The 25,984-nt window shown below is 53.1% G+C and carries 23 protein-coding genes and 1 rRNA gene; 10 read left to right on the top strand and 14 right to left on the bottom strand.

Going from position 1 to position 25,984, the window contains the following annotated elements:
• Nucleotides 1-65: 65 nt before the first annotated feature.
• From era to rpoE, 8 genes are all read right to left on the bottom strand, one after another.
• A complete protein-coding gene (gene era, locus ABOC97_RS02305) occupies nucleotides 66-971 on the bottom strand; it encodes a GTPase Era (RefSeq protein ID WP_234502437.1) in 906 nt (301 codons plus the stop codon).
• Nucleotides 968-1,648, bottom strand: a complete 681-nt coding sequence (gene rnc / locus ABOC97_RS02300; RefSeq protein WP_052282246.1) for a ribonuclease III — start codon at nucleotides 1,646-1,648, stop codon at nucleotides 968-970. Before rnc ends, era begins: the two co-directional genes overlap by 4 nt.
• 220 nt (nucleotides 1,649-1,868) lie before the next feature.
• Nucleotides 1,869-2,843: a signal peptidase I gene (lepB, locus tag ABOC97_RS02295; protein ID WP_234502438.1), complete on the bottom strand. Its 975-nt coding sequence runs from the start codon at nucleotides 2,841-2,843 to the stop codon at nucleotides 1,869-1,871.
• 15 nt (nucleotides 2,844-2,858) lie between these two features.
• Nucleotides 2,859-4,658: a translation elongation factor 4 gene (gene lepA, locus ABOC97_RS02290; protein ID WP_349593597.1), complete on the bottom strand. Its 1,800-nt coding sequence runs from the start codon at nucleotides 4,656-4,658 to the stop codon at nucleotides 2,859-2,861.
• Nucleotides 4,659-4,832: 174 nt separating this feature from the next.
• Nucleotides 4,833-5,309 carry a SoxR-reducing system protein RseC gene (gene rseC, locus ABOC97_RS02285; RefSeq protein WP_349593594.1) on the bottom strand — a complete coding sequence of 159 codons (477 nt, stop codon included), beginning with the start codon at nucleotides 5,307-5,309 and terminating at the stop codon, nucleotides 4,833-4,835.
• Nucleotides 5,306-6,259, bottom strand: coding sequence for a sigma-E factor regulatory protein RseB (rseB, locus tag ABOC97_RS02280; RefSeq protein WP_234508096.1), 954 nt, complete (start codon nucleotides 6,257-6,259; stop codon nucleotides 5,306-5,308). The genes rseC and rseB overlap by 4 nt, the downstream gene beginning before the upstream one ends.
• Nucleotides 6,259-6,909 carry an anti-sigma-E factor RseA gene (gene rseA / locus ABOC97_RS02275; protein WP_349593591.1) on the bottom strand — a complete coding sequence of 217 codons (651 nt, stop codon included), beginning with the start codon at nucleotides 6,907-6,909 and terminating at the stop codon, nucleotides 6,259-6,261. Before rseA ends, rseB begins: the two co-directional genes overlap by 1 nt.
• A gap of 31 nt (nucleotides 6,910-6,940) precedes the next feature.
• Complete coding sequence (gene rpoE, locus ABOC97_RS02270; RefSeq protein WP_052282240.1) at nucleotides 6,941-7,516, bottom strand: RNA polymerase sigma factor RpoE; 576 nt, start codon at nucleotides 7,514-7,516, stop codon at nucleotides 6,941-6,943.
• A 417-nt stretch (nucleotides 7,517-7,933) separates the two neighbouring features.
• Between rpoE and nadB the strand changes: the two genes are divergently transcribed.
• The gene (gene nadB / locus ABOC97_RS02265; RefSeq protein ID WP_234508092.1) at nucleotides 7,934-9,553 is read left to right on the top strand and encodes an L-aspartate oxidase; all 1,620 of its coding nucleotides are present in this window, start codon (nucleotides 7,934-7,936) and stop codon (nucleotides 9,551-9,553) included.
• Here the strand turns inward: nadB and trmN are convergent.
• Nucleotides 9,538-10,278, bottom strand: coding sequence for a tRNA(1)(Val) (adenine(37)-N(6))-methyltransferase TrmN (gene trmN / locus ABOC97_RS02260; protein ID WP_349593587.1), 741 nt, complete (start codon nucleotides 10,276-10,278; stop codon nucleotides 9,538-9,540). The two genes, nadB and trmN, sit on opposite strands and share 16 nt — an antisense overlap.
• 127 nt (nucleotides 10,279-10,405) lie before the next feature.
• On the opposite strand from trmN, the gene srmB reads away from it, so the two are divergent.
• Together srmB and ABOC97_RS02250 are read left to right on the top strand one after the other, a co-directional pair.
• Nucleotides 10,406-11,737, top strand: coding sequence for an ATP-dependent RNA helicase SrmB (gene srmB, locus ABOC97_RS02255; RefSeq protein ID WP_234508088.1), 1,332 nt, complete (start codon nucleotides 10,406-10,408; stop codon nucleotides 11,735-11,737).
• 57 nt (nucleotides 11,738-11,794) lie between these two features.
• On the top strand, nucleotides 11,795-12,514 hold the full coding sequence (locus ABOC97_RS02250; RefSeq protein WP_349593584.1) for a GntR family transcriptional regulator: 720 nt from the start codon (nucleotides 11,795-11,797) through the stop codon (nucleotides 12,512-12,514).
• 1 nt (nucleotide 12,515) lies between these two features.
• Here ABOC97_RS02250 and ABOC97_RS02245 read toward each other — a convergent pair whose 3' ends face one another.
• Nucleotides 12,516-13,715, bottom strand: coding sequence for an enolase C-terminal domain-like protein (locus ABOC97_RS02245; RefSeq protein WP_349593581.1), 1,200 nt, complete (start codon nucleotides 13,713-13,715; stop codon nucleotides 12,516-12,518).
• A 274-nt stretch (nucleotides 13,716-13,989) separates the two neighbouring features.
• On the opposite strand from ABOC97_RS02245, the gene ABOC97_RS02240 reads away from it, so the two are divergent.
• On the top strand, nucleotides 13,990-15,363 hold the full coding sequence (locus tag ABOC97_RS02240) for a PTS transporter subunit EIIC (RefSeq protein ID WP_349593579.1): 1,374 nt from the start codon (nucleotides 13,990-13,992) through the stop codon (nucleotides 15,361-15,363).
• Nucleotides 15,364-15,446: 83 nt separating this feature from the next.
• On the opposite strand, the gene grcA is transcribed toward ABOC97_RS02240, so the two are convergent.
• Nucleotides 15,447-15,830, bottom strand: coding sequence for an autonomous glycyl radical cofactor GrcA (grcA, locus tag ABOC97_RS02235; RefSeq protein ID WP_061282861.1), 384 nt, complete (start codon nucleotides 15,828-15,830; stop codon nucleotides 15,447-15,449).
• A gap of 318 nt (nucleotides 15,831-16,148) precedes the next feature.
• Here grcA and ung point away from each other — a divergent pair, with 318 nt between their 5' ends.
• Nucleotides 16,149-16,829 (top strand): uracil-DNA glycosylase, encoded by a 681-nt coding sequence (gene ung / locus ABOC97_RS02230; protein WP_349593575.1) that lies wholly within the window; start codon nucleotides 16,149-16,151, stop codon nucleotides 16,827-16,829.
• A 92-nt stretch (nucleotides 16,830-16,921) separates the two neighbouring features.
• On the opposite strand, the gene ABOC97_RS02225 is transcribed toward ung, so the two are convergent.
• Nucleotides 16,922-18,022, bottom strand: a complete 1,101-nt coding sequence (locus ABOC97_RS02225) for a tRNA/rRNA methyltransferase (RefSeq protein ID WP_349593573.1) — start codon at nucleotides 18,020-18,022, stop codon at nucleotides 16,922-16,924.
• Between the two features lie 203 nt (nucleotides 18,023-18,225).
• Here ABOC97_RS02225 and trxC point away from each other — a divergent pair, with 203 nt between their 5' ends.
• From trxC to ABOC97_RS02200, 5 genes are all read left to right on the top strand, one after another.
• Entirely contained in the window at nucleotides 18,226-18,651 is a 426-nt protein-coding gene (gene trxC, locus ABOC97_RS02220) for a thioredoxin TrxC (protein ID WP_234508076.1), read from the top strand.
• Between the two features lie 76 nt (nucleotides 18,652-18,727).
• The gene (locus tag ABOC97_RS02215) at nucleotides 18,728-19,426 is read left to right on the top strand and encodes a tRNA-uridine aminocarboxypropyltransferase (protein WP_349594316.1); all 699 of its coding nucleotides are present in this window, start codon (nucleotides 18,728-18,730) and stop codon (nucleotides 19,424-19,426) included.
• A 35-nt stretch (nucleotides 19,427-19,461) separates the two neighbouring features.
• On the top strand, nucleotides 19,462-22,113 hold the full coding sequence (locus tag ABOC97_RS02210; RefSeq protein WP_349593570.1) for a bifunctional acetate--CoA ligase family protein/GNAT family N-acetyltransferase: 2,652 nt from the start codon (nucleotides 19,462-19,464) through the stop codon (nucleotides 22,111-22,113).
• 108 nt (nucleotides 22,114-22,221) lie between these two features.
• The gene (pssA, locus tag ABOC97_RS02205) at nucleotides 22,222-23,577 is read left to right on the top strand and encodes a CDP-diacylglycerol--serine O-phosphatidyltransferase (RefSeq protein ID WP_349594313.1); all 1,356 of its coding nucleotides are present in this window, start codon (nucleotides 22,222-22,224) and stop codon (nucleotides 23,575-23,577) included.
• A gap of 42 nt (nucleotides 23,578-23,619) precedes the next feature.
• The gene (locus tag ABOC97_RS02200) at nucleotides 23,620-23,946 is read left to right on the top strand and encodes a YfiM family lipoprotein (RefSeq protein ID WP_349593567.1); all 327 of its coding nucleotides are present in this window, start codon (nucleotides 23,620-23,622) and stop codon (nucleotides 23,944-23,946) included.
• A 2-nt stretch (nucleotides 23,947-23,948) separates the two neighbouring features.
• Here the strand turns inward: ABOC97_RS02200 and ABOC97_RS02195 are convergent, their stop codons facing one another.
• Both ABOC97_RS02195 and rrf read right to left on the bottom strand, forming a co-directional pair.
• Complete coding sequence (locus tag ABOC97_RS02195; RefSeq protein WP_349593564.1) at nucleotides 23,949-25,247, bottom strand: MFS family transporter; 1,299 nt, start codon at nucleotides 25,245-25,247, stop codon at nucleotides 23,949-23,951.
• Between the two features lie 457 nt (nucleotides 25,248-25,704).
• Nucleotides 25,705-25,820 (bottom strand): 5S ribosomal RNA (gene rrf, locus ABOC97_RS02190).
• Nucleotides 25,821-25,984: the final 164 nt, after the last annotated feature.

The raw sequence follows: 25,984 nt of genomic DNA, 5'->3' as shown, positions 1-25,984 counted from the left end.
GTAAGCTCCAGGGGATTCTCAGTCTTGCCGCCTTCCTGCAACCAGAAAGCCATAGAGTAGTTTACTCAGAGATCGTCGGTGTAACCGAGACTGCGCAGTGCGCGTTCGTCATCGGCCCAGCCTGATTTCACTTTCACCCACAGTTCCAGGTGAACAGGCGCTTCGAACATATCCTGCATGTCCTTACGGGCTTCAATACCGATGGTTTTGATCTTGGAACCTTTGTTACCAATGACCATCTTCTTCTGCCCTTCACGCTCAACCAGAATCAGGCCGTTGACATCATAACCACCGCGCTCGTTAGAGACGAAGCGTTCGATTTCTACGGTCACTGAATACGGCAGCTCTGCGCCCAGGAAACGCATCAGTTTTTCACGGATGATTTCAGACGCCATAAAGCGCTGTGAACGGTCGGTGATGTAATCTTCCGGGAAGTGGTGGATAGCTTCCGGCAGGTGCTTACGCACGATACCAGCAACGGTGTCCACATTCAGTCCGCTCTCAGCCGAGATAGGGACAATGTCGAGGAAGTCCATCTGACTGCCGAGGAACTGCAGGTGCGGCAAGAGATCCGCTTTTTCCTGCACGTTATCGACTTTGTTCACCGCCAGGATGACCGGCGCTTTACCGCCGCGCAGTTTATTGAGCACCATTTCGTCGTCAGGCGTCCAGCGGGTGCCTTCGACCACGAAAATGATCAGCTCAACGTCACCGATAGAGCTGCTCGCCGCTTTGTTCATCAGACGGTTAATCGCGCGCTTTTCTTCCATATGCAGGCCCGGGGTATCGACGTAAATCGCCTGATAGGCCCCTTCGGTATGGATACCAACAATACGGTGGCGCGTGGTCTGCGCTTTTCGGGAAGTGATGGAAATCTTCTGCCCGAGCAGCTTATTCAGTAAGGTTGATTTGCCAACGTTCGGACGACCGACGATGGCAATAAATCCGCAGTAGTTTTTTTCTTCGCTCATTCCAGCTCCAGCTTTTTCAGCGCCTCTTCGGCGGCAGCCTGTTCCGCCTTGCGACGGCTAGAACCTGTGCCAACCACCGGTTCACTCAGGCCGCTAACCTGGCAGTGGATAGTAAATTCTTGATCGTGTGCTTCCCCACGTACCTGCACCACCAGATAAGATGGCAGCGGTAAATGGCGGCCTTGCAGATATTCCTGCAAGCGCGTTTTAGGATCTTTTTGCTTATCGCCAGGACTAATTTCGTCCAGACGGGTCTGATACCAGGAGAGGATCAGTCGTTCAACGTTTTGAATATCGCTGTCGAGGAACACCCCGCCAATCAATGCTTCAACCGTATCCGCCAGAATGGATTCCCGACGGAAACCGCCGCTTTTCAATTCACCCGGCCCTAAGCGCAAGCATTCGCCCAGTTCAAATTCACGGGCGATTTCCGCCAGCGTATTTCCACGAACCAGCGTCGCGCGCATCCGGCTCATGTCGCCTTCGTCCACGCGAGGGAAGCGGTGGTAGAGCGCGTTGGCGATCACGTAGCTTAGAATCGAATCACCCAGAAACTCTAAGCGTTCGTTGTGTTTGCTGCTAGCGCTACGGTGCGTTAACGCCTGTTGCAACAGCTCCTGATGAATAAAAGTGTAGCCCAGCTTCCGTTGAAGCCGATTAATTACGATGGGGTTCATGCGATACCAAATAAATGAATGCGTCAACAATGCAGCACACGAAACAGACCTGAGGAAAACCAATGCGGTTTCGTGTGCCGTGTCTCCCGGTCAGAGACATCCAAACTTCGGGGGGATATTCTATACGCAACGACAATGGATGTCGTTAGTTTGAATGGATTAAAACATTAAATAATTCACGCGGCAGTAATTTGGCTGCCGCGTGAAGTCTGGCAGTGAATTAATGGATCCCACCGATGCGGCTTAAACGCACGCCGGTTGGCCATTGACCCTCTTGTTTTTCAAAGCTCATCCAGATGGCGGTTGCTTTACCCACCAGGTTCGCTTCCGGCACAAAGCCCCAGTAACGGCTATCCGCGCTGTTGTCGCGGTTGTCGCCCATCATGAAGTAATGTCCCGGCGGAACGATCCAGGTGGCCAGCGGCAGACCGGACTGGTGGTAATACATCCCAGCCTGGTCCTGGGCAATTGGCACGGTCAGGATCCGGTGATTAACCTCACCGAGAGTTTCCTGACGCTGCGCCAGACGAACGCCGTTCTCTTTGCTTTCACCCTGCGGGACTTCAAAGAAGCCGCTGGTCGCCTCGCCACCGTTGCTGCGGGAGAACGTCTGTACGAAATCGCTCGGTTCAACGTTGGAATAGGTCACTGGCAGCGCATTACCACACGCCTGGCCGGAACTGCATCCTGGTTGAATCGTGACCTGCTTCGCTACTGGATCGTAGGTCACTTTGTCACCCGGCAGGCCCACGGTGCGCTTGATGTAATCAAGACGCGGATCTTCCGGATACTTGAATACCACGATGTCGCCGCGCTTTGGATGGCCGGTTTCAATAATCGTTTTCTGATAGATAGGGTCTTTAATCCCGTAGGCAAATTTCTCCACCAGGATAAAGTCACCGATCAGCAGGGTTGGCATCATCGAACCAGACGGAATCTGGAACGGCTCATAGATAAATGAGCGCACAATCAGCACGATCGCCAGCACCGGGAAAACCGATGCTCCCGTTTCAAGCCAGCCCGGCTTCGGGCCCACTTTTTTCAGCGTCTTTTTATCCAGCGAATCGTCAGTTGCCGCCTGCGCAGCAGCCTGACGTTCCCGTCGTTTAGGTGCAAAGATAAATTTATCAATGCACCACAACACGCCCGTGACCAGTGTGGCAATCACCAGAATCAGGGCAAACATGTTCGCCATGCCAACTCCTTAAGATTATTTGCTGTCTTTACCGACATGCAGAATGGCGAGGAAAGCTTCCTGCGGCAGTTCGACGTTACCGATCTGCTTCATACGCTTCTTACCATCTTTCTGTTTTTGCAGCAGCTTTTTCTTACGGCTGATATCGCCACCGTAGCATTTCGCCAGAACGTTTTTACGCAGCTGCTTAACCGTTGAACGCGCAATGATGTGCGTACCAATGGCCGCCTGAATCGCGATATCAAACTGCTGGCGAGGGATGAGTTCTTTCATCTTCTCAACCAGATCACGACCACGGCTCTGCGAGTTATCACGGTGAGTGATCAGCGCCAGCGCATCAACGCGGTCGTTGTTGATGAGGACATCAACACGCACCATGTCAGACGCCTGGAAACGTTTGAAGTTGTAGTCCAGCGACGCATAGCCGCGAGAAGTAGACTTCAGACGGTCGAAGAAGTCGAGCACCACTTCCGCCATCGGAATTTCATAGGTCAGCGCAACCTGATTACCGTGGTAAACCATGTTGGTCTGTACGCCACGTTTCTCGATGCACAGGGTAATGACGTTGCCCAGGTACGCCTGCGGCAGCAGCATATGACACTCGGCAATCGGCTCACGCAGTTCGTAGATGTTATTCAGCGGCGGCAGCTTAGATGGGCTATCAACATAGATAGTCTCTTTGCCGGTGGTTTCCACTTCATACACTACGGTTGGCGCGGTGGTTATCAGATCCAGATCGTACTCACGTTCCAGACGTTCCTGAATGATCTCCATGTGCAGCAGACCCAGGAAGCCACAGCGGAAGCCGAAGCCCAGCGCGGTGGAGCTTTCTGGCTCATAGAACAGAGAAGCATCGTTCAGGCTCAGCTTGCCTAACGCATCACGGAAGTTTTCGTAATCGTCGGAGCTTACCGGGAACAGACCGGCATAAACCTGCGGTTTCACCTTTTTAAAGCCAGGCAGCGCTTTGTCAGCCGGGTTACGCGCCTGCGTCAGCGTATCGCCGACCGGTGCGCCCAGAATGTCTTTAATCGCACAAACCAGCCAACCTACCTCGCCGCAGTTCAACTGGGTACGGTCAACCTGTTTTGGCGTAAAGATGCCCAGACGGTCTGCGTTGTAGACCTGGCCGGTGCTCATCACTTTGATTTTGTCGCCTTTACGCATGGTGCCGTTTTTAATACGCACCAGCGAGACCACGCCCAGGTAGTTATCGAACCAGGAGTCGATGATCAGCGCTTGCAGCGGACCTTCTGGATCGCCTTCCGGCGCCGGAATATCGCGCACCAGACGTTCCAGAACGTCGGTCACACCAATGCCGGTTTTCGCCGAGCAGCGTACTGCATCGGTGGCATCAATACCGACAATGTCTTCAATCTCTTCCGCTACGCGCTCAGGATCGGCGGCCGGCAGGTCGATTTTGTTCAGAACCGGCACCACTTCCAGATCCATTTCCAGCGCGGTATAGCAGTTCGCCAGCGTCTGCGCTTCTACGCCCTGCCCGGCGTCAACCACCAGCAGTGCGCCTTCGCAGGCAGCCAGAGAACGTGAAACTTCATAAGAGAAGTCAACGTGGCCTGGGGTGTCGATAAAGTTAAGCTGATAGGTTTCCCCATCGGACGCTTTGAAATCCAGCGTCACGCTCTGTGCTTTAATAGTAATGCCACGTTCGCGTTCCAGATCCATTGAATCCAGAACCTGCGCTTCCATTTCACGATCGGAAAGGCCACCGCAAATCTGAATAATACGGTCAGACAGCGTTGATTTACCGTGGTCGATATGTGCAATGATGGAGAAGTTACGTATATTCTTCATATATTAATATATTTATGCCTTACGAATACTTTGAGGCCGCGGTACGGAGCCTGACGTTTGTGTCGTTCGAAAACGCCGCATTCTACACTACAACCGCGTAACCAGGAAATGCTCTTCCCGCCAAGCATAGCGCTTCCTGCGAGGAGTGTTCTAAAAATAATAAAGCCAGTGTAATCACTGGCTCATTTCGGAAGAAGATACGGTACGTATCAGGTCTGGGGGGAGCCCAACGCTTAGGATGATGGGTTGCCATGTTTCCCGTGCCGCCAGACGAGGCGAGAGACCTTTGGCAATCAAAAAGCCCCCAACGCCGCCCAATATCGCGCCAGACAGCGCGGCGATATCTGAGCCGAACAGGACCTGAAACAGCGTCGCCACAACAAACAGCCCGAGCAGCGGCGACATATACACCAGCATCGCGGAACCAAGCAGGCTGCTTTCAGTAATACCCAGCTCCACTTTCTGCCCGACAACCAGCGGCTCAGCGCAGGGAACCGTGATGGTGTGACTGGTTTGTGGCCCCAGTTTGTTCAGGACCCGAGTCCCACAACCGGCACGTGACGAGCAGCTATTGCATGAAGTTTTGACGTCGCAGCTCACCTGCGCCATGCCGTTATCCCATGCGATAACGGTAGCCCACTCTTTAATCATTGCGCACCCTTAAAGCTAATACTATCGGCAATGCGCTTCGCCGTTGACGGTGGCAGTTCACCAACGATGGTGATTTCTGCCTGGTTACGCACGGAGGTACTCACCGTACGGCGACCGGTGCGCAGCAGCTGCTCGCTGCTGTTCGAAGTCGCCCGACTGATGTTGATTGAGAAGCTGAACAGGCCATCGGAGAAGAGGCGTGATTCGATTGCCGTTTCAATGGTTGGTAGGGTACGACGACTGCTGGAGACTTCGCTGAAGCCCTGCGGCAACCATGTTGGCGACCAGTTGAAGTTCACCTTAGTGCCCACAGGCACAGACAGCAGCGGAGGCAAGCTGGCTTTCGCCAGTTTATCCATGCTGCTATCAACGCTATCACCGACATTAAAGGCAATCACGCGGAACTGTTCCAGGGTTTCCCCATCGCGATCGAGCAGGTCGACGCGCATCGGCAGTTTGCTTTCCGAATCCAGCCAGACGATGTAGCTGTAGCGGGTACCATCTCGCGCCACAACGCGGATCACCTCACATAAACGATCGGCAATACGGGTACGCCCGACAGAGATAAAATCGTAGTAGGGAGCCAGACGTTTAAAGTCGGTATAGACCAGCGAAGGCAGAGAGTCGACGATGTAGTCGCCGTTCAGCGTAAATGGATCAAGGCCGGGTTCAAAATAGCTGATTTCGCTACCACGCTGTACCACTTCGCGACGCGGACCATCCATTTGCAACAGTTGTGCAAGCGGCTGCCCGTTAAGACGCGCGTGACGATAGCGTAGTGATTCGACGCCTGATTTATTAATGCTGACAAACGACAGCTCGTAGTTGAGTGACTGACTGGCCAGATTCATCTGCTGCAACAACGCCCCGGACGATACATCTGCCGAGGCGTTTGCACAGAAGAACAGGCTACCAGCCATAAGTGACATGGCACACCAAAGTTGCTTCATTACTGCGATTGCGTTCCTAGAGTTTGATAGCCCGGCACCTGAACAGCAGCCTGCTGAGTTTGTGCCTGCTCAAACTGAAGCTGTTCTGAATGCAAGCGACGCTGCAATTCGTAATCCTGCAGCATAGCATTAATACGGCGACGCTGTTCCTGAACCTGCTGTTGGCCGGTAGAACCTGCGGAAGCATCCGAAGGAACACCCAGACTCACCGGGCTGGCTTTACCCATCATCGGCAGAGTATTAAACACCGGCGACTCAGGTTGAGATGTATCCGATTGCCCATTGTAGTGTTGAACGCCAACAATAACAGCGAGCGATACACACGCCGCCACACCCATTTGGGTGAGCGAACTGGCCCACGGACGGACTTTATTCCAGAACGGCATTTTTTGCCATTGATGCGGCGCTGGCTGGGCTTCAAGAATGAGCGGAGTTGTCGTTTGACGAACGGGCTCATTTTCGATGGCGGCCATGACGCGAGAAGAGATATCAAAGTGAAGCACATCAGCCGTGTCGCCTCGCAGCGAATCACGAATGAGGTGATAGCTCTCCCAGGTTTCTTGCAACTCTGACGAGCGTGACAATTCAGTCAGCAGCTCGTTATCCAGCGTTTCACCATCCATTAAGGCGGAAAGTTGTTCTTTCTGCATGCCTAATACCTTTTCCAGTATCCCGCTTCCGTCAACGCCTGATAAGCGGTTGAACTTTATTATCGATAGCTTCTCGCGCACGGAAGATACGTGAACGAACCGTACCGACCGGACAATCCATGATAGCTGCTATCTCTTCATAGCTTAGGCCATCGAGCTCCCGCAGGGTAATCGCCATGCGTAAATCTTCCGGAAGCGCGTCAATGGTGCGAAAAACAATCTGTCTCAGTTCTTCTGACAACATTAAGTTCTCAGGGTTCGAAATTTCTTTCAAAGCGCCGCCGCTTTCAAAGTTTTCAGCCTCACTCGCGTCAACATCACTAGACGGCGGGCGACGCCCCTGAGCAACCAGGTAATTTTTGGCCGTATTCACTGCAATACGATACAGCCAGGTATAGAAAGCACTATCTCCCCGGAAAGAATCCAGCGCTCGATAGGCCTTTATAAAAGACTCTTGTACGACATCCGGCACATCGCCAGATGGCACATAGCGGGAGACCAGGCTTGCAACCTTATGCTGATAGCGTACCACCAGCAGGTTAAAAGCTTTCTGATCTCCTTTTTGGACCCGTTCAACCAGGACCTGGTCCGTTAACTGCTCGCTCATCCGAGGTAATGTCTCCCCAAACCCTATTCCCATGCGTAATCAGAATGCCACTCCACCACTGCATTATGAGCAAGCAGAAGCTTAGAGTGTCCGATTTTCGTAAAGTTCCGTTACGCTTTGTTTTTTGTTTAGCAGCAGACGTTTCATTGTCTGTCATTATAAGTCTGCCGATGCACATCGATACGTAAGTTGCGAAATAAAAACGCAAATCCAGTGCAGAGTAACGTAACCCGGCCTTTATTTCACCATAAATAGCTGCCACCGAACGTAGCTTTCCTCTTATTTCGCTCCACCGCCAGATTCTCCCCTGCATGGCAAATGTTTAGTCATTACAACTTTAGTGCAAAAAATTCCTGCACAGGTCGCTTTTATAGTGCTACTCTGCGATTACCGTGTTTAGTAAATTAAACAAAGCTAATGAACTCACTTCCAGAACTTTCTTGTGATGTCCTGATCATCGGTAGCGGTGCTGCCGGTCTGTCGCTGGCGCTGCGCCTCGCTGAACACAGTTCGGTTATCGTGTTAAGCAAAGGCCCGATTAGCGAAGGCTCAACGTTCTATGCCCAGGGCGGGATTGCCGCCGTGTTCGATGAGACCGACAGCATTGACTCGCATATCGAGGATACGCTGATTGCCGGTGCTGGAATTTGCGATCGCCAGGCCGTGTCGTTTGTCGCCAGCAATGCCAAAACCTGCGTGCAGTGGCTTATCGATCAGGGCGTGTTGTTTGACACACAGGTACAGCCCAACGGGGAAGAGAGTTACCATTTAACGCGCGAAGGTGGTCACAGCCATCGGCGAATTCTGCATGCCGCCGATGCCACCGGGCGAGAAGTTGAAAATACGCTGGTGAGCAAAGCGCTTAATCATCCGAATATCCGTGTCCTTGAACGCAGCAACGCAGTCGATCTGATTGTCTCCGATAAAATCGGTTTACCGGGCACCCGTCGCGTAGTCGGCGCGTGGATCTGGGATCGTAATAAAGAGAAGGTTGAGACCTGCGCGGCGAAATCGGTGGTGCTGGCAACCGGCGGCGCATCGAAGGTCTATCAGTACACCACTAACCCGGATATCTCCTCAGGCGACGGCATTGCCATGGCCTGGCGCGCGGGATGCCGGGTCGCCAACCTTGAGTTCAACCAATTCCACCCTACTGCACTCTATCATCCGCAGGCGCGCAATTTCCTGCTCACCGAAGCCCTGCGTGGCGAAGGCGCGCATCTGAAACGCCCGGACGGTAGCCGCTTTATGCCTGATTTCGACGAGCGTGGCGAACTGGCGCCTCGTGATATCGTGGCCCGCGCGATTGACCACGAGATGAAGCGTCTCGGCGTCGATTGCATGTATCTGGATATCAGCCACAAGCCAGAAGCCTTTGTCCGCCAGCACTTCCCGATGATTTATGAAAAATTGTTAGGCCTGGGGATCGATCTCACCAAAGAGCCGGTACCGATTGTTCCGGCGGCGCACTATACCTGCGGCGGTGTAATGGTCGACGACTACGGACGTACTGATGTTGACGGGCTATACGCGATTGGCGAAGTTAGCTATACCGGCCTGCACGGGGCAAACCGCATGGCGTCAAACTCACTGCTGGAATGCCTGGTCTACGGTTGGTCGGCCGCCGAGGATATTCATAAACGAATGCCTTATGCTCGCCAGACGGAAAAATTGCCTGCCTGGGATGAAAGCCGGGTAGAAAACTCGGATGAACTGGTAGTCATTCAGCACAACTGGCACGAATTGCGCCTGTTTATGTGGGACTACGTCGGCATTGTGCGCACCACCAAACGTCTGGAGCGCGCGCTGCGCCGTATTACCATGCTGCAACAGGAGCTGGACGAATACTATTCCCGCTTCCGCGTATCGAACAATCTGCTGGAGCTCCGTAACCTGGTACAGGTCGCGGAGCTGATTGTACGCTGCGCCATGATGCGTAAAGAGAGCCGGGGCCTGCATTACACCCTGGATTATCCAGAACTATTAGCTGAATCCGGCCCGTCGGTGCTCTCGCCGCTAACTCACATAAATAAATAGAATGCCTGGGTCAGCGCAGTGTAGCCTTCAGAGTACTGCTGCTCTGGCCCACGAATCACCAGCCTGTCGCTAAAGTACTCCCCTTCTTTCGGCGAGAACGCCAGCAGCACCCGATGCGGCAGGCGTATTTCTGTTTCCGCCACGTCGGTACGCAGGCGCAGATGCCAACCCATCGACAACGCTTGGGTGGTAAAGGTCTGGCCGATATTTTCCGGCAATACAACACAAAAGAAGCCGTCTTCGGTGATAGCATCGGCAGCACAGGCCAGCAGCGCTTGATGATCGAGCGTAGTGGTGTATCGCGCCTGCTCACGCTGTGGCGTCGCGCACTCAACGCCCTGCTCGTAATACGGCGGATTGCTGACAATGAGGTTATAGCGCGTCGTCAGGCCTGCGACCCACTGCTGAATATCCGCCGTATGGATGTGAATTCTTGCAGCCCAGGGAGACTCGGCGACGTTTTCCCGCGCCTGCTCCGCCGCCTCAACATCGAGCTCAACGGCATCGATACTGACGCTATCGTCAGTGCGCTGCGCCAGCATTAACGCCAGCAGCCCGCTCCCGGTGCCAATATCAAGCACTCGATTAACGCGAGCAATCGGTGACCAGGCGCCCAGTAAAATGCCATCGGTACCGACCTTCATCGCACAGCGATCGTGAGCCACAAAAAATTTTTTAAAGGTAAATCCGTTGCGGCGCAGCACGGATTTAGAATCAGACGTCATATGCGACCTTGCCGATGAAACGAGAGAATATTTCGGTTATGAACAATACCCGAGAACAGATAGCCATACAAACAGATGAAGATTAAAGCCGTAACGTCTATAATCACCGCCTCACACAGAGGTAATCATGACTGTAACGACTTTTTCCGAACTTGAACTTGACGAAAGCCTGCTGGAAGCCCTCCAGAGCAAAGGCTTTACGCGCCCAACTGCCATCCAGGCTGCCGCTATTCCGCCTGCGCTCGAAGGACGTGACGTTCTTGGTTCTGCGCCAACCGGCACCGGTAAAACAGCGGCGTATTTGCTGCCTGCGTTGCAGCACCTGCTCGACTTCCCGCGCAAAAAATCCGGCCCGCCGCGAATTTTGATCCTCACGCCTACGCGTGAACTGGCGATGCAGGTCGCCGATCATGCCCGCGAGCTGGCAAAAAATACTCACCTGGACATCGCGACCATCACCGGCGGTGTGGCGTATATGAACCACGCTGAAGTGTTCAGCGAAAACCAGGATATTGTTGTCGCGACCACCGGTCGTTTGATGCAATACATTAAAGAAGAGAACTTCGACTGCCGTTCCGTTGAGACGCTGATCCTCGACGAAGCGGACCGCATGCTGGATCTGGGCTTTGCTCAGGATATCGAGCATATCGCCGGTGAAACCCGTTGGCGTAAACAGACGTTGCTGTTCTCCGCAACGCTGGAAGGCGATGCGATTAAAGATTTCGCTGAGCGTCTGCTGGAAGATCCGGTAGAAGTGTCTGCCGATCCGTCCACCCGCGAGCGTAAGAAGATTCATCAGTGGTACTACCGCGCCGATGACTTCGACCATAAATTCAAACTGCTTGAGCATCTGCTAAAGCAGGAAGATGCGACCCGTACTATCGTGTTTGTGCGTAAGCGTGAGCGTGTGCATGAGTTGGCAGATAAACTGCGTTCAGTCGGTATTAACAACTGCTATCTTGAAGGCGAGATGGCGCAGGTTAAGCGTACCGAGGGTATCAAGCGTCTGACTGAAGGCCGTGTTAACGTGCTGGTTGCTACCGACGTTGCGGCCCGTGGTATCGATATTCCTGATGTCAGCCACGTTATCAACTTTGATATGCCGCGCAGCGGAGACACCTACCTGCACCGTATCGGCCGTACGGGCCGCGCGGGTCGTAAAGGTACCGCAATCTCGCTGGTTGAGGCTCATGACTACGTGCTGCTGATGAAAATCGGTCGTTACGTTGAAGAACCGCTGAAAGCCCGCGTGATTGATACGCTGCGTCCGGTGACTCGCCCGCCAAGCGAGAAGATGACCGGTAAGCCATCGAAGAAGGTGCTGGCTAAACGTGCTGAGCAAAAAGAGAAAGATAAAGAAAAACCACGCGTGAAGAAACGCCACCGCGATGCCAAGAACATAGGTAAACGCCGTAAACCAAGCGGTACCAATGCCACAGAGCAGAGCACCGAAGAGTAAACAAACGCCGGGATAACTTCCCGGCGTTTTCGTATTCAAGGATCAGAGCAGCCATTCATGAAGAAAAAAGAGTTTGTGACCCAGGATCTCCTCAGCAAGATTTACCAGCAGCACAGCGACGGGGCTCGCAAACTGCCGCCTGAACGCCAGCTGGCGCAGGAATACGGTGTCTCACGCTTTACTATTCGTCAGGCGCTGGAGAAGCTGGCCAGTATTGGCGTCGTCCGTATTGTGCAGGGTTCAGGGATCTGGATTAACGAACAGACGCGCAGCAATCCGCTGGTCTATAACTCCATCACCGAAAAACGATTCGATCAGATGCGCTACCGCATGATAAGCCTGCATAAAAAGCGCCCCAGCCGCGAAGACCAGCAGATTTTCGGTCTTACCGAGGACGATTTTATCTGGCAATTCTGCCGCCTGCGTTTTGTTGACGAAGTGGCCACGCAAATCGAAATATCCCGCATGCCCGCCGCGATGTTCACCGACCTGAGTCAGGAAGTGATTGAACGCTCGCTCCAGCAGTACGTGCTGGTGAAGGGGTATCAGATTTCTCATCTGCTGACCAGTTATCGCGCGGTCAGCGTCAGCCGGGAGCAGGCGGTGCTGCTTGACTGTAAAAAAGGCGCACCGGCGATGCACATCAATAATCGCGGGATTCTCGACGGTGGGCGGGTCTATGAGATAAGCGATATCATTGATATCAACTACTCCTGCACCTACGTTATCCCGCACAACCGTGACAACCTCACCTTCCGCCAGCAGCCGCCAGAATAAGTTACGGCGTGTGAATCGCGCCATCCGGCAAGCGGCTTTGCGTCCACTCATGCGGGCGATAGACCACCGGGTGCGCTAACGCCAGTGCTTCATCAAAGCCCACCCCGATGCCCGGGGCGGTCGGCGGATAGATAAAACCATTTTTCACTTCAGGCGCACCGGGGAAGACCGCATCGGTGGTGGCCGAACGCGGGATATATTCCTGGATAGCCGCGTTATGCAGGTGAATATTCAGATGCGTATTGACCGCCACGCCGATTGGCGTCATATCCCCCGGCCCATGCCATGCCAGACGCACACCGAACGCCTGACACAGTACCGCCAGTTTTAACGCAGGTGTAATGCCGCCAATCTGCGAGACATGACAGCGGATAAAATCAATCTGCCGGTTAACGATGAGGTCCTGCCACTCTGCCGGATTGTTAAACAGCTCGCCCATTGCCAGTGGCACGCTGCTCTGCTGACGAATTTGCGCCAGCCATGGGCTTTGCTGTGGTGACAAAATATCCTCAATAAACCATGGCTGATAAGGTTCCAGCTGCTTCGCTAGCTGTAATGCTTGCTGCGGGAACAGACGCTCGTGAACATCGTGCAGAATGTGGAAACGGTGGCCGTAACGCACACGTAGCAAACGGAACATCTCGACGGTGTTGCGGACATATTCATCCTGATCGAACCACGCGCCGGGCGTTGGATTCTCCGGGGTCTGCATTTCGCGCGGCGTACCGCCGTAGAAACCAAGCTGGCAGCGGATATGGCGATAGCCCTGCTCCAGCAGCTTATCAACCGAAACAAACAGTTCTTCCGGCGTTTCGCCGCTGGCATGGGTGTAGGCGGCAATCGCATCGCGCGATTTGCCCCCCAACAGCTGATAAAGCGGCATGCCGGCCAGCTGTGCTTTGATATCCCACAGCGCCATATCCACGCCGGAGATAGCATTGTTCATCAGCGGGCCGTTACGCCAATATGCGTTGACGTTCATCATCTGCCACAGGTCTTCAATGTTGTTGGCATCACGCCCGAGAAGCAGCGGCTGCAAATATTCGTCCACCAGCGTTTTTACCGCCAGCGGTCGCTGCTGGAACGTGGCGCAGCCAAGCCCCACCGTTCCGTTGTCGGTCGTGACGCGAACCGTCACCAGGTTATGGCGGTCAGGACGGGTGATAAAGCACTCAATCGCAGTAATCAGCGTAGGTTTCACAGACGGCTCCCTGTGGAAAATAACAATAAGATTGACATTATCTTCGCCCTATTTTTATCAGCGGGTAAACCTTTTTATTATTTAATTTTTTTTGGTCTGCAAATAAGCTTATTTATATTTAAAAAACGAACCAATTAACTCATAAAACAACATCACTGCCACTACTGATGGCAAATTGTGATTATCATCATACTTTATTGGTTTGTTTTTGTTGATTGGCTTATTTACCATGCAGCGACACAAAGAAAACAACGAACTTATCGCAGGAGCCGTTATGGGGACGCAAGAAGCTATCAGCAGAATTATTCGTCTGGTGGGCGGACCGGAGAATATTAATAAAGTCTGGCACTGTATGACTCGACTACGCTTTGATTTAGTTGACGATAATAAAATCGCGCAGGATGAGATTAAACAACTGCCGGGTGTATTAGGCGCGCAGCTACAAAGCGATCAGTTCCAGATAATCATCGGCCCGAAGGTCAACAGTTGGTTTGAGTTATTGCAGGATACGCTGGGCACCAGCGGCCAGGCACCGGCTGCCACCAGCGCGAAAAGCAAAGAACGTAAAAGCCTGGTTTCTCTGTTTATGGATACCGTTTCTGGCGTCTTTGGTCCCATTGTTCCGGCGATTGCCGGTGCCGGGATGATCAAGGGCCTGTTAGCTGGGCTTATCGCTCTCAAACTGGTATCGACCAAAAGCGATACGGTGATGATTATCGACCTTATCGCCAGCGGCGTATTTTACTTCCTGCCATTTTTCCTGGCGGTGTCGGCGGCGAAAATCTTCAAAACCAATGAATATCTGGCGGTGGCCGTGGCGGCCTGCCTGATGTATCCCACGCTTATTGATGCGGCAAAAGCGCTGGCGGCGCATCAAGACGGCGCAGTCTCTGCGCTCTGGCTGCTTAACGCGATCCCTGTTTCGGTATTTAACTATGCCTCCAGCGTGATCCCGGTGATCTTCTCGATACTGGCATTGAAATACATCCATCAGGCGGTAGACCGCATCATGCCTGAGGTGCTGAAGACCGTCTTTACGCCAACGCTGACGCTGTTTATCGGTGCGCTGGCGGCGCTGGTGATCATCGGCCCGATTGGTATCTGGCTGGGCAAAATGCTGGCGTGGTTTATTGAAGGATTGTTTGGCGTATCGGCGAGCTTTGCCGGTCTGGTAGTTGGCGCGATTCGTCCGGTAGCGATCCTCACCGGGATGCACCACGCCATGACGCCGATTGCCCTGCAAAACTTCAGCGATCGTGGCTACGACATGCTGATGCCAATGATGTTTATGGCCAATATGGCGATTGCCGGTGCGACTTTTGCTATCTGGCGTTTGAACAAAGACAATCGTACGGTAACGTTATCTGCCGCCATCTCCGCGCTGCTGGGTATTACCGAACCGGCACTGTTTGGCGTCCTGACGCGCTATAAAAAAGCATTTGTTGCCGCCACCGTGGCCAGTTCACTGGCATCGGCCTTTATCGCGTTCTTCGGCGTGCGCCTGTATGGCTATATTTTATCGAGCATTTTCAGCCTGCCCGCCTATATCGGCCCATACTTTATCTTCGCCATCTCCGGCGTGGCGATTGCCCTGGTTCTTTCCTTCACCCTGACCACCATTCTGGTTGGCCGCGAGCAGACCAAATAAAAAATCCCCCGCAGGCACCCTGCGGGGGATTGATATCATGGCGTCGGGTTATCCCGGCGCGCTAACTTCCCACCCCTGAGAAATTACAGGCTTTCGGTGAAAGTACGAGCGATAACGTCGCGCTGCTGTTCTGGAGTCAGGGAGTTAAAGCGTACTGCATAACCGGAAACACGAATGGTCAGCTGCGGATATTTTTCTGGGTGCTCAACCGCATCCATCAGAGTTTCACGACGCAGAACGTTAACGTTCAGGTGCTGACCACCTTCCACGCGAACTTCTGGTTTCGCTTCAACCGGGATTTCACGGTATTCGATGTCGCCCAGTTCTTTCACTGCAACCACATCATCTTCCGCATAACCACCTTTTGCACACAGGCAGCGCGCTTCGCCTTTCTCGCTGTCGAGCAGCCAGAATGAGTTCAGCAGGTCTTTGTTAGCAGTTTTAGTAATCTGGATACCTGTAATCATTTGATGCCTCCCAAGGCTTTTTATATTCGTTTTTAACTGGCCGTCTCGCGGCCAATTGGTAAAACCATTGTTGCTTGAGTGTATATATACCCCGCAAACACCCTCGTTTCTTTGATTTAAATCAATAAAAACCACACCACAAAAGTGGTCATAAGGGAAAATACTTGTTTTGCATCAAGTTACGCCTAGAGGAAAAAGCAAAAATCTTTGTAAACATTAAAATTTTTTTATGGTGACGGCGAGTGGTTTCACCATCCGACTTTGTGATGATGAAAGAAGCAGTTAAGCTATGAACATTAAGAATCGCAGGAGAGCGAGATGACAACCCCCTTAACCTGGCATGATGTGCTGGCAACTGAAAAGCAGCAGCCCTATTTTGTGAATACTCTGGCTACCGTCGCCAGCGAGCGTCAGTCGGGCGTCACCATTTATCCGCCACAGAAAGATGTGTTCAACGCTTTCCGCTTCACTGAGCTCAACGATGTCAAAGTGGTGATTCTGGGACAGGATCCGTATCACGGCCCTAACCAGGCGCACGGTCTGGCCTTCTCGGTCCAACCCGGTATCGCTACGCCACCGTCATTACTGAATATGTATAAAGAGCTGGAAGGGACCATTCCCGGCTTTACTCGCCCGAACCACGGCTATCTGGAAAGCTGGGCTCGTCAAGGGGTACTATTGCTGAATACGGTATTAACCGTGCGCGCGGGTCAGGCTCATTCGCATGCCAGCCTTGGCTGGGAAACCTTTACCGATAAGGTCATTGCGCTGATTAATGAGCATCGGGAAGGCGTAGTGTTTTTACTCTGGGGCGCTCATGCACAGAAGAAAGGCGCCATTATTGATACCCAGCGCCATCACGTACTGAAGGCACCGCATCCATCGCCGCTGTCGGCGCATCGTGGTTTCTTTGGTAGCAATCATTTCGTGCAGGCTAATCAGTTGCTGGAGCAACGCGGTGACGCACCTATTGATTGGATGCCGGTACTGCCAGAATAAGATGCGGCCTTTTTCTGCCGCCAGTGAATAACTGCAGATATAAAAAAACCGGTAGACGCCAGGCGCTACCGGTTTTTTTTCAGTTCGCGATATTACGCTTTATGCTGACGCCACCATTCGCCCAGCAGTACGCCGGTTGCGACTGAAACGTTCAAACCTTCTACCGCGCGAGTGCCGTCAATCGAGACGCTCATGTCAGCAATCGCTGCCGCTGCGTCGGAAACACCGTCGCGATCCTGGCCCAGAGCCAGCACCATTTTCTTCGGCAGCTCAGCTTTAAACAACGGCATACCGTTGCCATTGCTGCTGGTCGTGACGATGGTATAGCCCGCTTTGCGGAACTGCTCCAGCGCGTCAATGAAGCTGTCGCCGGTGATCGGCTGAACGTGCTCAGCCCCGCCTTCTGCGGTACGAATTGCCGCACCGGATTCCAGCAGTGCTGCGTCCTGCAGTACAACGCCTTTGACGCCGAAATGCGCGCAGCTACGGATCATCGCGCCGAGGTTATGCGGGTTGCCCGCATCTTCCAGCGCCAGTACGCAATCATCTTCACCGCTCTGCGAAACCCACTGTTGTACAGAGGTGCCGTTACGCTTTTTGATAAGGAAGCAGACACCGCCGTGGTGTTCAGTACCGGACGCTTTCGCCAGCTCTTCTTCATCAACCACGTGATAGGCTTTGCGGTTTGCCGCCATCCAGCGCAGCGCTTCTTTAAAGCGCGGGGTAACGCTCTGCACGAACCAGGCGCGAACAATCGCATCCGGACGGCTCTGGAACAGCGCCTGACAGGCGTTTTCGCCGTACACGCGGGTCTCTTCCGCGCGCTGACGACGCAATACTTCTGGATCGATAAAGCTTTTACCGCTGATACCACCGTGATCGGCCTTCGGTGCGGTTTCATCGCCCGGTGCGCGAGAAACGGTGCGCCACGGAGAGCCTTCGCCGCGGTCACGGTCGCGCTCTACATCACGGTCACGACCACGTTCACGGCCACGTTCGCTGTTAGGACCCTTTCTCTCATCACGGGCAGGGCGACGACCGCCTTCGGCACGGGAAGTACCAGCACGGGATGTGCCAGGACGGCCTCCGCCTTTACCAGTACGAGGATTTTGGGTGCGTTTGTCCGAGTCATCGTCACTGCGGACGTACATCACTTTGACCTTGCCGTTTTTGTTCTTCAGTTCGTCGCTCATGTTTTTCTCCACCTGCGCTGCGCGAAGCGCGCAGATTACCTGATGTGTTAGCGCTTAGCCATTACTTCATAAAAAAGACCGCGACTATTATACCCATTGGATAAAACGCATTGTTGATTAATACAGTCTCGCTGATAATGTGTAACATTATAGAAACATCCGGCAACATTGCCGTCCTCAACACGATGACCCAGAGGTGAGTTATGAATACCGTTTGTGCCCACTGCCAGGCGCTTAATCGCATTCCTGAAGAGCGTCTCAACGACGCCGCAAAATGTGGACGCTGTGGTGAAGATTTGTTTGATGGTGATGTTATCAACGCCACAGACAGCACGCTGGATAAACTGCTGAAGGACGATCTCCCGGTTGTCGTCGATTTCTGGGCGCCGTGGTGCGGCCCTTGCCGCAATTTTGCGCCCATTTTCGAAGACGTTGCAGAAGAGCGTAGCGGTAAAGTACGCTTTGTAAAGGTGAATACCGAGGCAGAACGTGAGCTCAGCGCCCGTTTTCGTATTCGCAGCATCCCAACCATTATGATTTTCAAAAATGGTGAAGTGATCGACATGCTTAACGGCGCGGTTCCTAAAGCACCATTTGATAGCTGGTTGAACGAAGCACTGCATCAGTAGTCCTCTCGGGGCACATCTTGTGCCCCGTATCCACCTCTGCGACAATAGCGTTTTTGCCACGCCATTCGCCATTCCCATGACTGAAAATGCCGTTCTACGGTTGCGCGCCGAGCGTTTAGCCCGCGCGACTCGCCCGTTTCTTGCCCGCGGTAATCGGGTTCGTCGCTGCCAGCGCTGCCTGCTGGTAAAAGGCTATTGCCTGTGCGAAACCATTGCTCCACATCCGGCTAACAGCCGATTTTGCCTCGTTATGTTCGACACCGAGCCAATGAAGCCCAGCAATACTGGCCGCCTGATTGCCGATATTTTGCCACAAACCGAGGCTTTCCAGTGGTCACGTACCGAGCCGCCCCAGGCGCTGCTGGATCTGGTGAAAAACCCCGACTATCAGCCGATGGTGGTATTCCCATCGTCTTACGCTGGCCCAGAACGTGAGGTGCTGAACGCACCGCCCTCAGGTAAACCACCGCTGTTTATTATGTTAGACGGGACCTGGCCGGAAGCGCGGAAAATGTTTCGTAAAAGCCCGTGGCTGGATGGTCTGCCGTTAATTTCCGTCGACCTCGCGCGCGTCTCGGCCTACAGCCTGCGCGAAGTGCACGCCGAAGGGCAGTATTGCACTGCGGAAGTGGCGATTGCTTTACTGGATCTCGCCAATGACACCGGTGCCGCCTCCGCACTCAGCCAGCATTTCACCCGTTTCCGTGAAAACTATCTGGCAGGAAAATCACATCATCAGGGCAACATCACAACCGCCAGCGTGGAAAACGGTTAAACTCTTACTGTCATCGTCGCGTAAGGAAGACCGGTATGAGTCAGCGTGGGCTGGAAGCACTTCTGAGGCCAAAATCTATTGCGGTTATTGGCGCTTCAATGAAGCCACAGCGTGCCGGATTTTTGATGATGAAAAACCTGTTGGCCGGTGGTTTTGCTGGCCCGGTTTTACCCGTGACTCCCGCGTGGAAAGCGGTGCTTGGCGTACTGGCCTGGCCGACTATCGAAAGCCTGCCCTTTTCTCCCGACCTTGCGGTATTGTGCACCCATGCTCGTCGCAATCTCGAACTATTAGAGTCGTTGGGGGAAAAAGGCTGCAAAACGTGCATCATTCTCTCTTCTACACCCGATCAGTTCAGCGCCCTTAAAGAGTGTGCCGCGCGTTTTCAGATGCGCCTTCTGGGGCCAAACAGCCTCGGGCTGCTGGCGCCGTGGCAAGGACTGAACGCCAGCTTCTCGCCGGTGCCGATTCGTAAAGGCAAACTGGCGTTTATTTCGCAATCTGCAGCCGTCTCCAATACGATTCTGGATTGGGCGCAACAGCGTGAAATGGGCTTCTCCTACTTTATCGCCCTGGGCGATAGCCTTGATATTGACGTCGATGATCTGCTGGATTATCTGGCACGAGATAGCAAGACCAGCGCTATTTTGCTCTACCTGGAGCAGCTCAGCGATGCCCGCCGCTTTGTCTCCGCCGCTCGTAGCGCTTCACGTAACAAACCGATTCTGGTGATTAAGAGCGGGCGTAGCCCTGCCGCTCAGCGCCTTCTGCACGTCAATTCAGGCATGGATCCCGCCTGGGATGCCGCCATTCAGCGTGCCGGTTTGCTGCGGGTGCAGGATACCCATGAACTATTCTCTGCCGTTGAAACGCTCAGCCATATGCGCCCGCTGCGCGGTGAGCGCCTGATGATTATCAGCAACGGTGCGGCACCTGCTGCGCTGGCGCTGGATGAACACTGGGCACGCAACGGCAAACTGGCAACGCTTAGCGAAGAAACGCGTCAGCAGCTTCAGGCACAATTGCCCGACACCGTCGAAGCTAATAACCCGTTAGATCTGCGGGATGACGCCAGTATCAGCCACTACTCATCTGCAGTGAACATTTTGCTCGATAGCGCAGATTTAGATGCTTTGATGATTATCCATGCCCCTAGCGCTACCGCCACCGGAAGCGAGAGCGCCGCCGCGCTGATTGAGCTTATCAAGCAACATCCACGGGGCAAATTTATCAGCGTGCTGACCAACTGGTGTGGCGAGCATTCCTCCATTGAAGCACGGCGGATGTTCAGCGATGCGGGCATTCCGACCTACCGGACGCCTGAAGGAACGATTACCGCCTTTATGCATATGGTGGAATACCGGCGTAACCAAAAACAGCTGCGGGAAACCCCGGCGCTGCCGCACAGTTTGACCGCCAATACCGCACAGGCGCATGAGCTCCTGCAGCAAGCGATTGATAATGGCATCAGAGCGCTGGATACCCACGAAGTGCGCCCAATTTTAAATGCTTATGGCCTGAACACGCTGCCTACCTGGATTGCCTCTGACAGCGCCGAAGCCGTGCATATCGCCGAGCAAATTGGCTACCCGGTCGCGTTGAAGCTACGCTCACCCGATATTCCGCATAAATCAGAAGTCCAGGGTGTAATGCTTTATCTGCGTACCGCCGCCGAAGTACAACAGGCGGCGGAGGCAATCCTTGACCGTGTGAAAATGGCCTGGCCGCAGGCGCGCATTCACGGCCTGCTGGTGCAAAGTATGGTTAATCGTGCGGGTGCGCAGGAGCTGCGAGTCGTCGTTGAACACGACCCGGTGTTTGGCCCACTGATTATGCTGGGTGAAGGCGGCGTAGAGTGGCGTGCGGAAGATCAGGCCGCCGTTGCCTTGCCACCGCTCAATATGACGCTGGCGCGCTATTTGGTCATTCAGGCGATCAAGAGCAAGAAAATACGCGGGCGCAGCGCTTTACGTCCCCTGAATATTGCCGGTCTTAGCCAGCTTTTGGTGCAGGTTTCTAACCTGATTGTCGATTGCCCGGAGATTCAGCGCCTTGATATTCATCCCCTTCTTGCTTCTGGCGATGAATTTACCGCGTTAGATGTCAGCCTCGATATCGCACCGTTCAGTGGTTCCAGTGAGAGCCGGTTGGCGGTTCGTCCCTACCCGCAGCATCTTGAAGAGTGGGTGACGATGAAGAACGGCAGTCGCTGTCTGTTCCGCCCCATCCTGCCGGAGGATGAGCCGTTGTTGCAGCAGTTTATCGCCAGAGTCACAAAAGAAGATCTCTACTATCGCTATTTTAGTGAGATCAACGAATTTACCCACGATGATTTAGCCAATATGACGCAGATCGACTACGATCGGGAAATGGCCTTTGTTGCAGTGCATGATTCAGGCGATCGTACCGAGATCCTTGGCGTGACGCGGGCGATCTCCGATCCCGATAATATCGATGCGGAATTTGCCGTGCTGGTGCGTTCAGATCTGAAAGGCCTCGGCCTCGGTGGCCGCCTTCTGGAGAAGCTTATTGTCTATACTCGTGCTCACGGCTTAGCCCGGCTGAACGGGATTACCATGCCAAACAATCGCGGAATGATAGCGCTGGCGAGGAAGCTCGGCTTTGAAGTAGATATTCAGCTGGAAGATGGCATTGTCGGTCTATCATTACGCCTAAGTGATGACTAAGTTGCTGGAAATGCTACCCTTGCTCGAAAGAGGTGGTATCATTGACCGCTTACGTCATCTGCCTGGTACAGAAGACCCTTCACTAAATCAGAGAAGAAACGCACTGTGATGTTGTCAAAATTTAAGCGTAATAAACATCAACAACACCTTGCCCAACTACCCAAGCTTTCACAGTCTGTTGATGATGTTGAGTTTTTCTATACTCCAGCAGATTTTCGTGTCGCTCTGCTCGCAAAAATCGCCAGCGCTACGCGCCGGATTTGTATCGTCGCCTTATATCTCGAACAAGACGATGCCGGAAAGACGATTCTGCAAGCCCTGTACGATGCCAAGCGTCAACGTCCGGAGCTTGATATTCGGGTACTGGTTGACTGGCACCGCGCACAGCGTGGGCGTATTGGTGCTGCGGCCTCTAACACCAACGCGGATTGGTATTGTCGTACTGCCAAAGAGAACCCGGGCGTAGACGTCCCGGTTTACGGCGTGCCTATCAATACCCGCGAAGCGCTCGGCGTTCTGCACTTTAAAGGCTTTATCATTGATGACTGCGTGCTTTACAGCGGTGCCAGCATCAACGATGTTTATCTGCATCAACACGATAAGTATCGTTATGACCGCTATCAGTGCATTCGCAATCCGCAGATGTCCGACATTATGTTTAACTGGGTTTCAGAAAACCTGGTTGAAGGACGCGGCGTTAATCGTCTGGATAATAGCGAACGGCCAAAGAGCCCAGAAATCAAAAATGATATCCGTCAGTATCGCCAGGAACTGCGCGATACCAGCTATCATTTTGACGGCAACGCCGGTGATGACGAATTAACCGTTACGCCGCTGGTAGGGCTGGGTAAATCCAGCGAGCTCAACAAAACCATTTTCCACCTCATGCCGTGCACTGAGGAAAAACTCACTATCTGCACGCCATACTTCAACCTCCCCGCGCTGCTGGTTCGCAGCATCATTCGTCTGTTGCGAGAAGGCAAGAAGGTGGAAATTATTGTCGGCGATAAAACTGCTAACGATTTTTACATCCCGGAAAATGAGCCGTTTAAGATAATCGGTGCATTGCCCTATCTGTATGAAATTAACCTGCGCCGCTTCCTGAGCCGCCTGCTGTATTACATTAATACCGATCAACTGGTTGTACGCCTGTGGAAAGACGCGGATAACACCTACCACCTGAAAGGGATGTGGGTCGACAATGAGTGGATGCTGTTGACCGGCAATAACCTCAATCCTCGCGCCTGGCGCCTGGATCTGGAAAATGCAGTACTGATCCACGATCCGAAAAAACAGCTGGCTTCTATGCGTCAGAAAGAGCTGGAGCTTATCCGCAAGAATACCACGGTCGTAAACCACTATCGCGACCTGCAGAGCATTGCGGAATATCCGGTCAAAGTACGCAAACTTATCCGCCGTCTGCGACGTATTCGTATCGATAGGCTCATCAGCCGTATCCTTTAAAATATAGCCCCGTTCCAACGGGGCTTTTTTTCAGGAGTTTCTATGTCTCGAACTGCTCTTCTATGTTGTACGCTCATACTTAGCGGCTGTAGTCATATGGCAAACGATGCCTGGACCGGCCAGGATAAAGCCCAACACTTTATTGCGTCGGCAATGCTGGCTGCTGCTGGCAACGAATATGCGCAACATCAGGGCCTAAGCCGCGACCGCAGTGCTTCAATTGGCTTGATGTTTTCTATCAGCCTTGGCGCATCAAAAGAGTTATGGGACAGCCGTCCCACCGGGAGTGGCTGGAGCTGGAAAGATTTTGCCTGGGACGTTGCCGGTGCCACAACCGGCTATGCGGTGTGGCAACTTGCGCAGCATTAGTTCTACAGACGTAAACCTTTCCCTTTGCGGTGTAGTTTGAGCGAAACCAGAAACGCCAGCGCGGCCATTACGGTAACGTACCAGAAGAAAGCGTTTTCGATACCCGCTGATTTTAGCGACAGCGCAACATACTCCGCCGAGCCACCAAACACAGCGTTGGCGACAGCGTAAGAGAGCCCCACACCTAATGCACGTACCTGCGCCGGAAACATCTCCGCTTTAAGGATCCCGCTAATAGAAGTGTAGAAACTGGTGATTAGCAGCGCACATATAACCAGTGCAAATGCCAAATACGGAGAGCTGACGTTTTGCAGCGCCGATAAAATTGGCACGGTAAAGAGCGTGGCCAATGCGCCAAAGCATAGCATTGAGGTACGACGCCCCACTTTATCCGACAGCATGCCAAAGAACGGCTGTACCAGCATATAGACGAACAGTGCGGCCGTCATAATCATACTTGCGAGGTTAGCGCTCATACCGGCTGTATTAACCAGGTATTTTTGCATGTAGGTAGTGAAGGTATAGAAACTGAGCGAGCCGGCAGCGGTAAAGCCAAGCACCATTACAAATGCCTTACGATTACGCCACAACCCTTTGAACGATCCAGCCTCTTTCAGGGTTCGTGTCTCTTTCTGTGATGTTTCATCAAGTTGGCGACGCAGCCATAGGGCAACAACGGCTAATACCGCCCCCATAGCAAACGGAATGCGCCATCCCCAGGCGTGCAAATCTTCACTACTCAGGATGTTTTGCAATATCACCACCACGAGTACCGCCAGCAGTTGGCCGCCAATCAAAGTCACGTACTGGAATGAGGCATAGAATCCTTTACGTCCTTCCACGGCAACTTCACTCATGTAGGTTGCGCTGGTGCCATATTCCCCCCCCACGGATAACCCCTGGAATAGACGAGCCAGCAGCAATAAAGCCGGAGCCCAGGTGCCAATCACGCTATAGCCCGGTAGACAAGCAATAACCAGCGAGCCAAAGCACATCATGCAGACGGAAATCAGCATCGACACTTTACGGCCACGACGGTCGGCAATACGGCCAAATAACCAGCCCCCAATAGGGCGCATCAGGAATCCGGCAGCAAATACCCCTGCGGTCTGCAGCAGTTGGGTGGTGGTATTTCCGGTTGGGAAAAAGATATGGGCAAAATACAGGGAACAGAACGAGTAAACATAAAAATCGAACCATTCAACAAGGTTCCCTGAGGAAGCCCCGACAATCGACATGATTCGACGGCGGGTATCGTTGTCGGTTAGCGTCCTTTCTGAGGTCACACTGGTTACAGCCATTCGTTAACTCCTGCCAAAGGCGAGCTCCTGCCTTATCGGTCGTCATACGACGCATAGGCAGATATTTTAGTAAACGAAATGTTATACAATTGTTACCGCATAATTAGTGATGGATGTCACATTTTTCATTAGCAAGATCACGATTTAGGATTAGCTGTAGCGCTTAAAGATAGATGAATAATGGAGTGGATTTGGGGAGTTGATGACGCACTTTATGATCGGTTTTTTACCACTGCACAGACGCAAAAAAGCCCAGTCTTCCGACTGGGCTCTTCGCTTTATTTGATGCCTGGCAGTTGAATGCCGGGCTTTCCTGCCCGTCACCCTTCGGGCAGCACTCCGTGCTGTGCAAATTCGTTCCCGACGAATTTGTCCTACTCAGGAGAACGTTCACCGACAAACAACAGATAAAACAAAAGGCCCAGTCTTTCGACTGAGCCTTTTGCTTTTATTTGATGCCTGGCAGTTCCCTACTCTCGCATGGGGAGACCCCACACTACCATCGGCGCTACGGCGTTTCACTTCTGAGTTCGGCATGGGGTCAGGTGGGACCACCGCGCTACTGCCGCCAGGCAAATTCTGTTATTAACCCGCCTTCCGGCCAGTTAATTTATCTGTATCAAGCTGATTATTGATGTCTCTTTCACCAAAACATCTTTGGCGTTGTAAGGTTAAGCCTCACGGTTCATTAGTACTGGTTAGCTCAATGTATCGCTACACTTACACACCCAGCCTAT

This window comes from Kluyvera huaxiensis (genome assembly GCF_040149365.1).
Lineage (GTDB): Bacteria > Pseudomonadota > Gammaproteobacteria > Enterobacterales > Enterobacteriaceae > Kluyvera > Kluyvera intermedia_A.
Note: the sequence above shows the minus strand (reverse complement) of the source record. Positions and strands in the feature narration are given on the sequence as shown.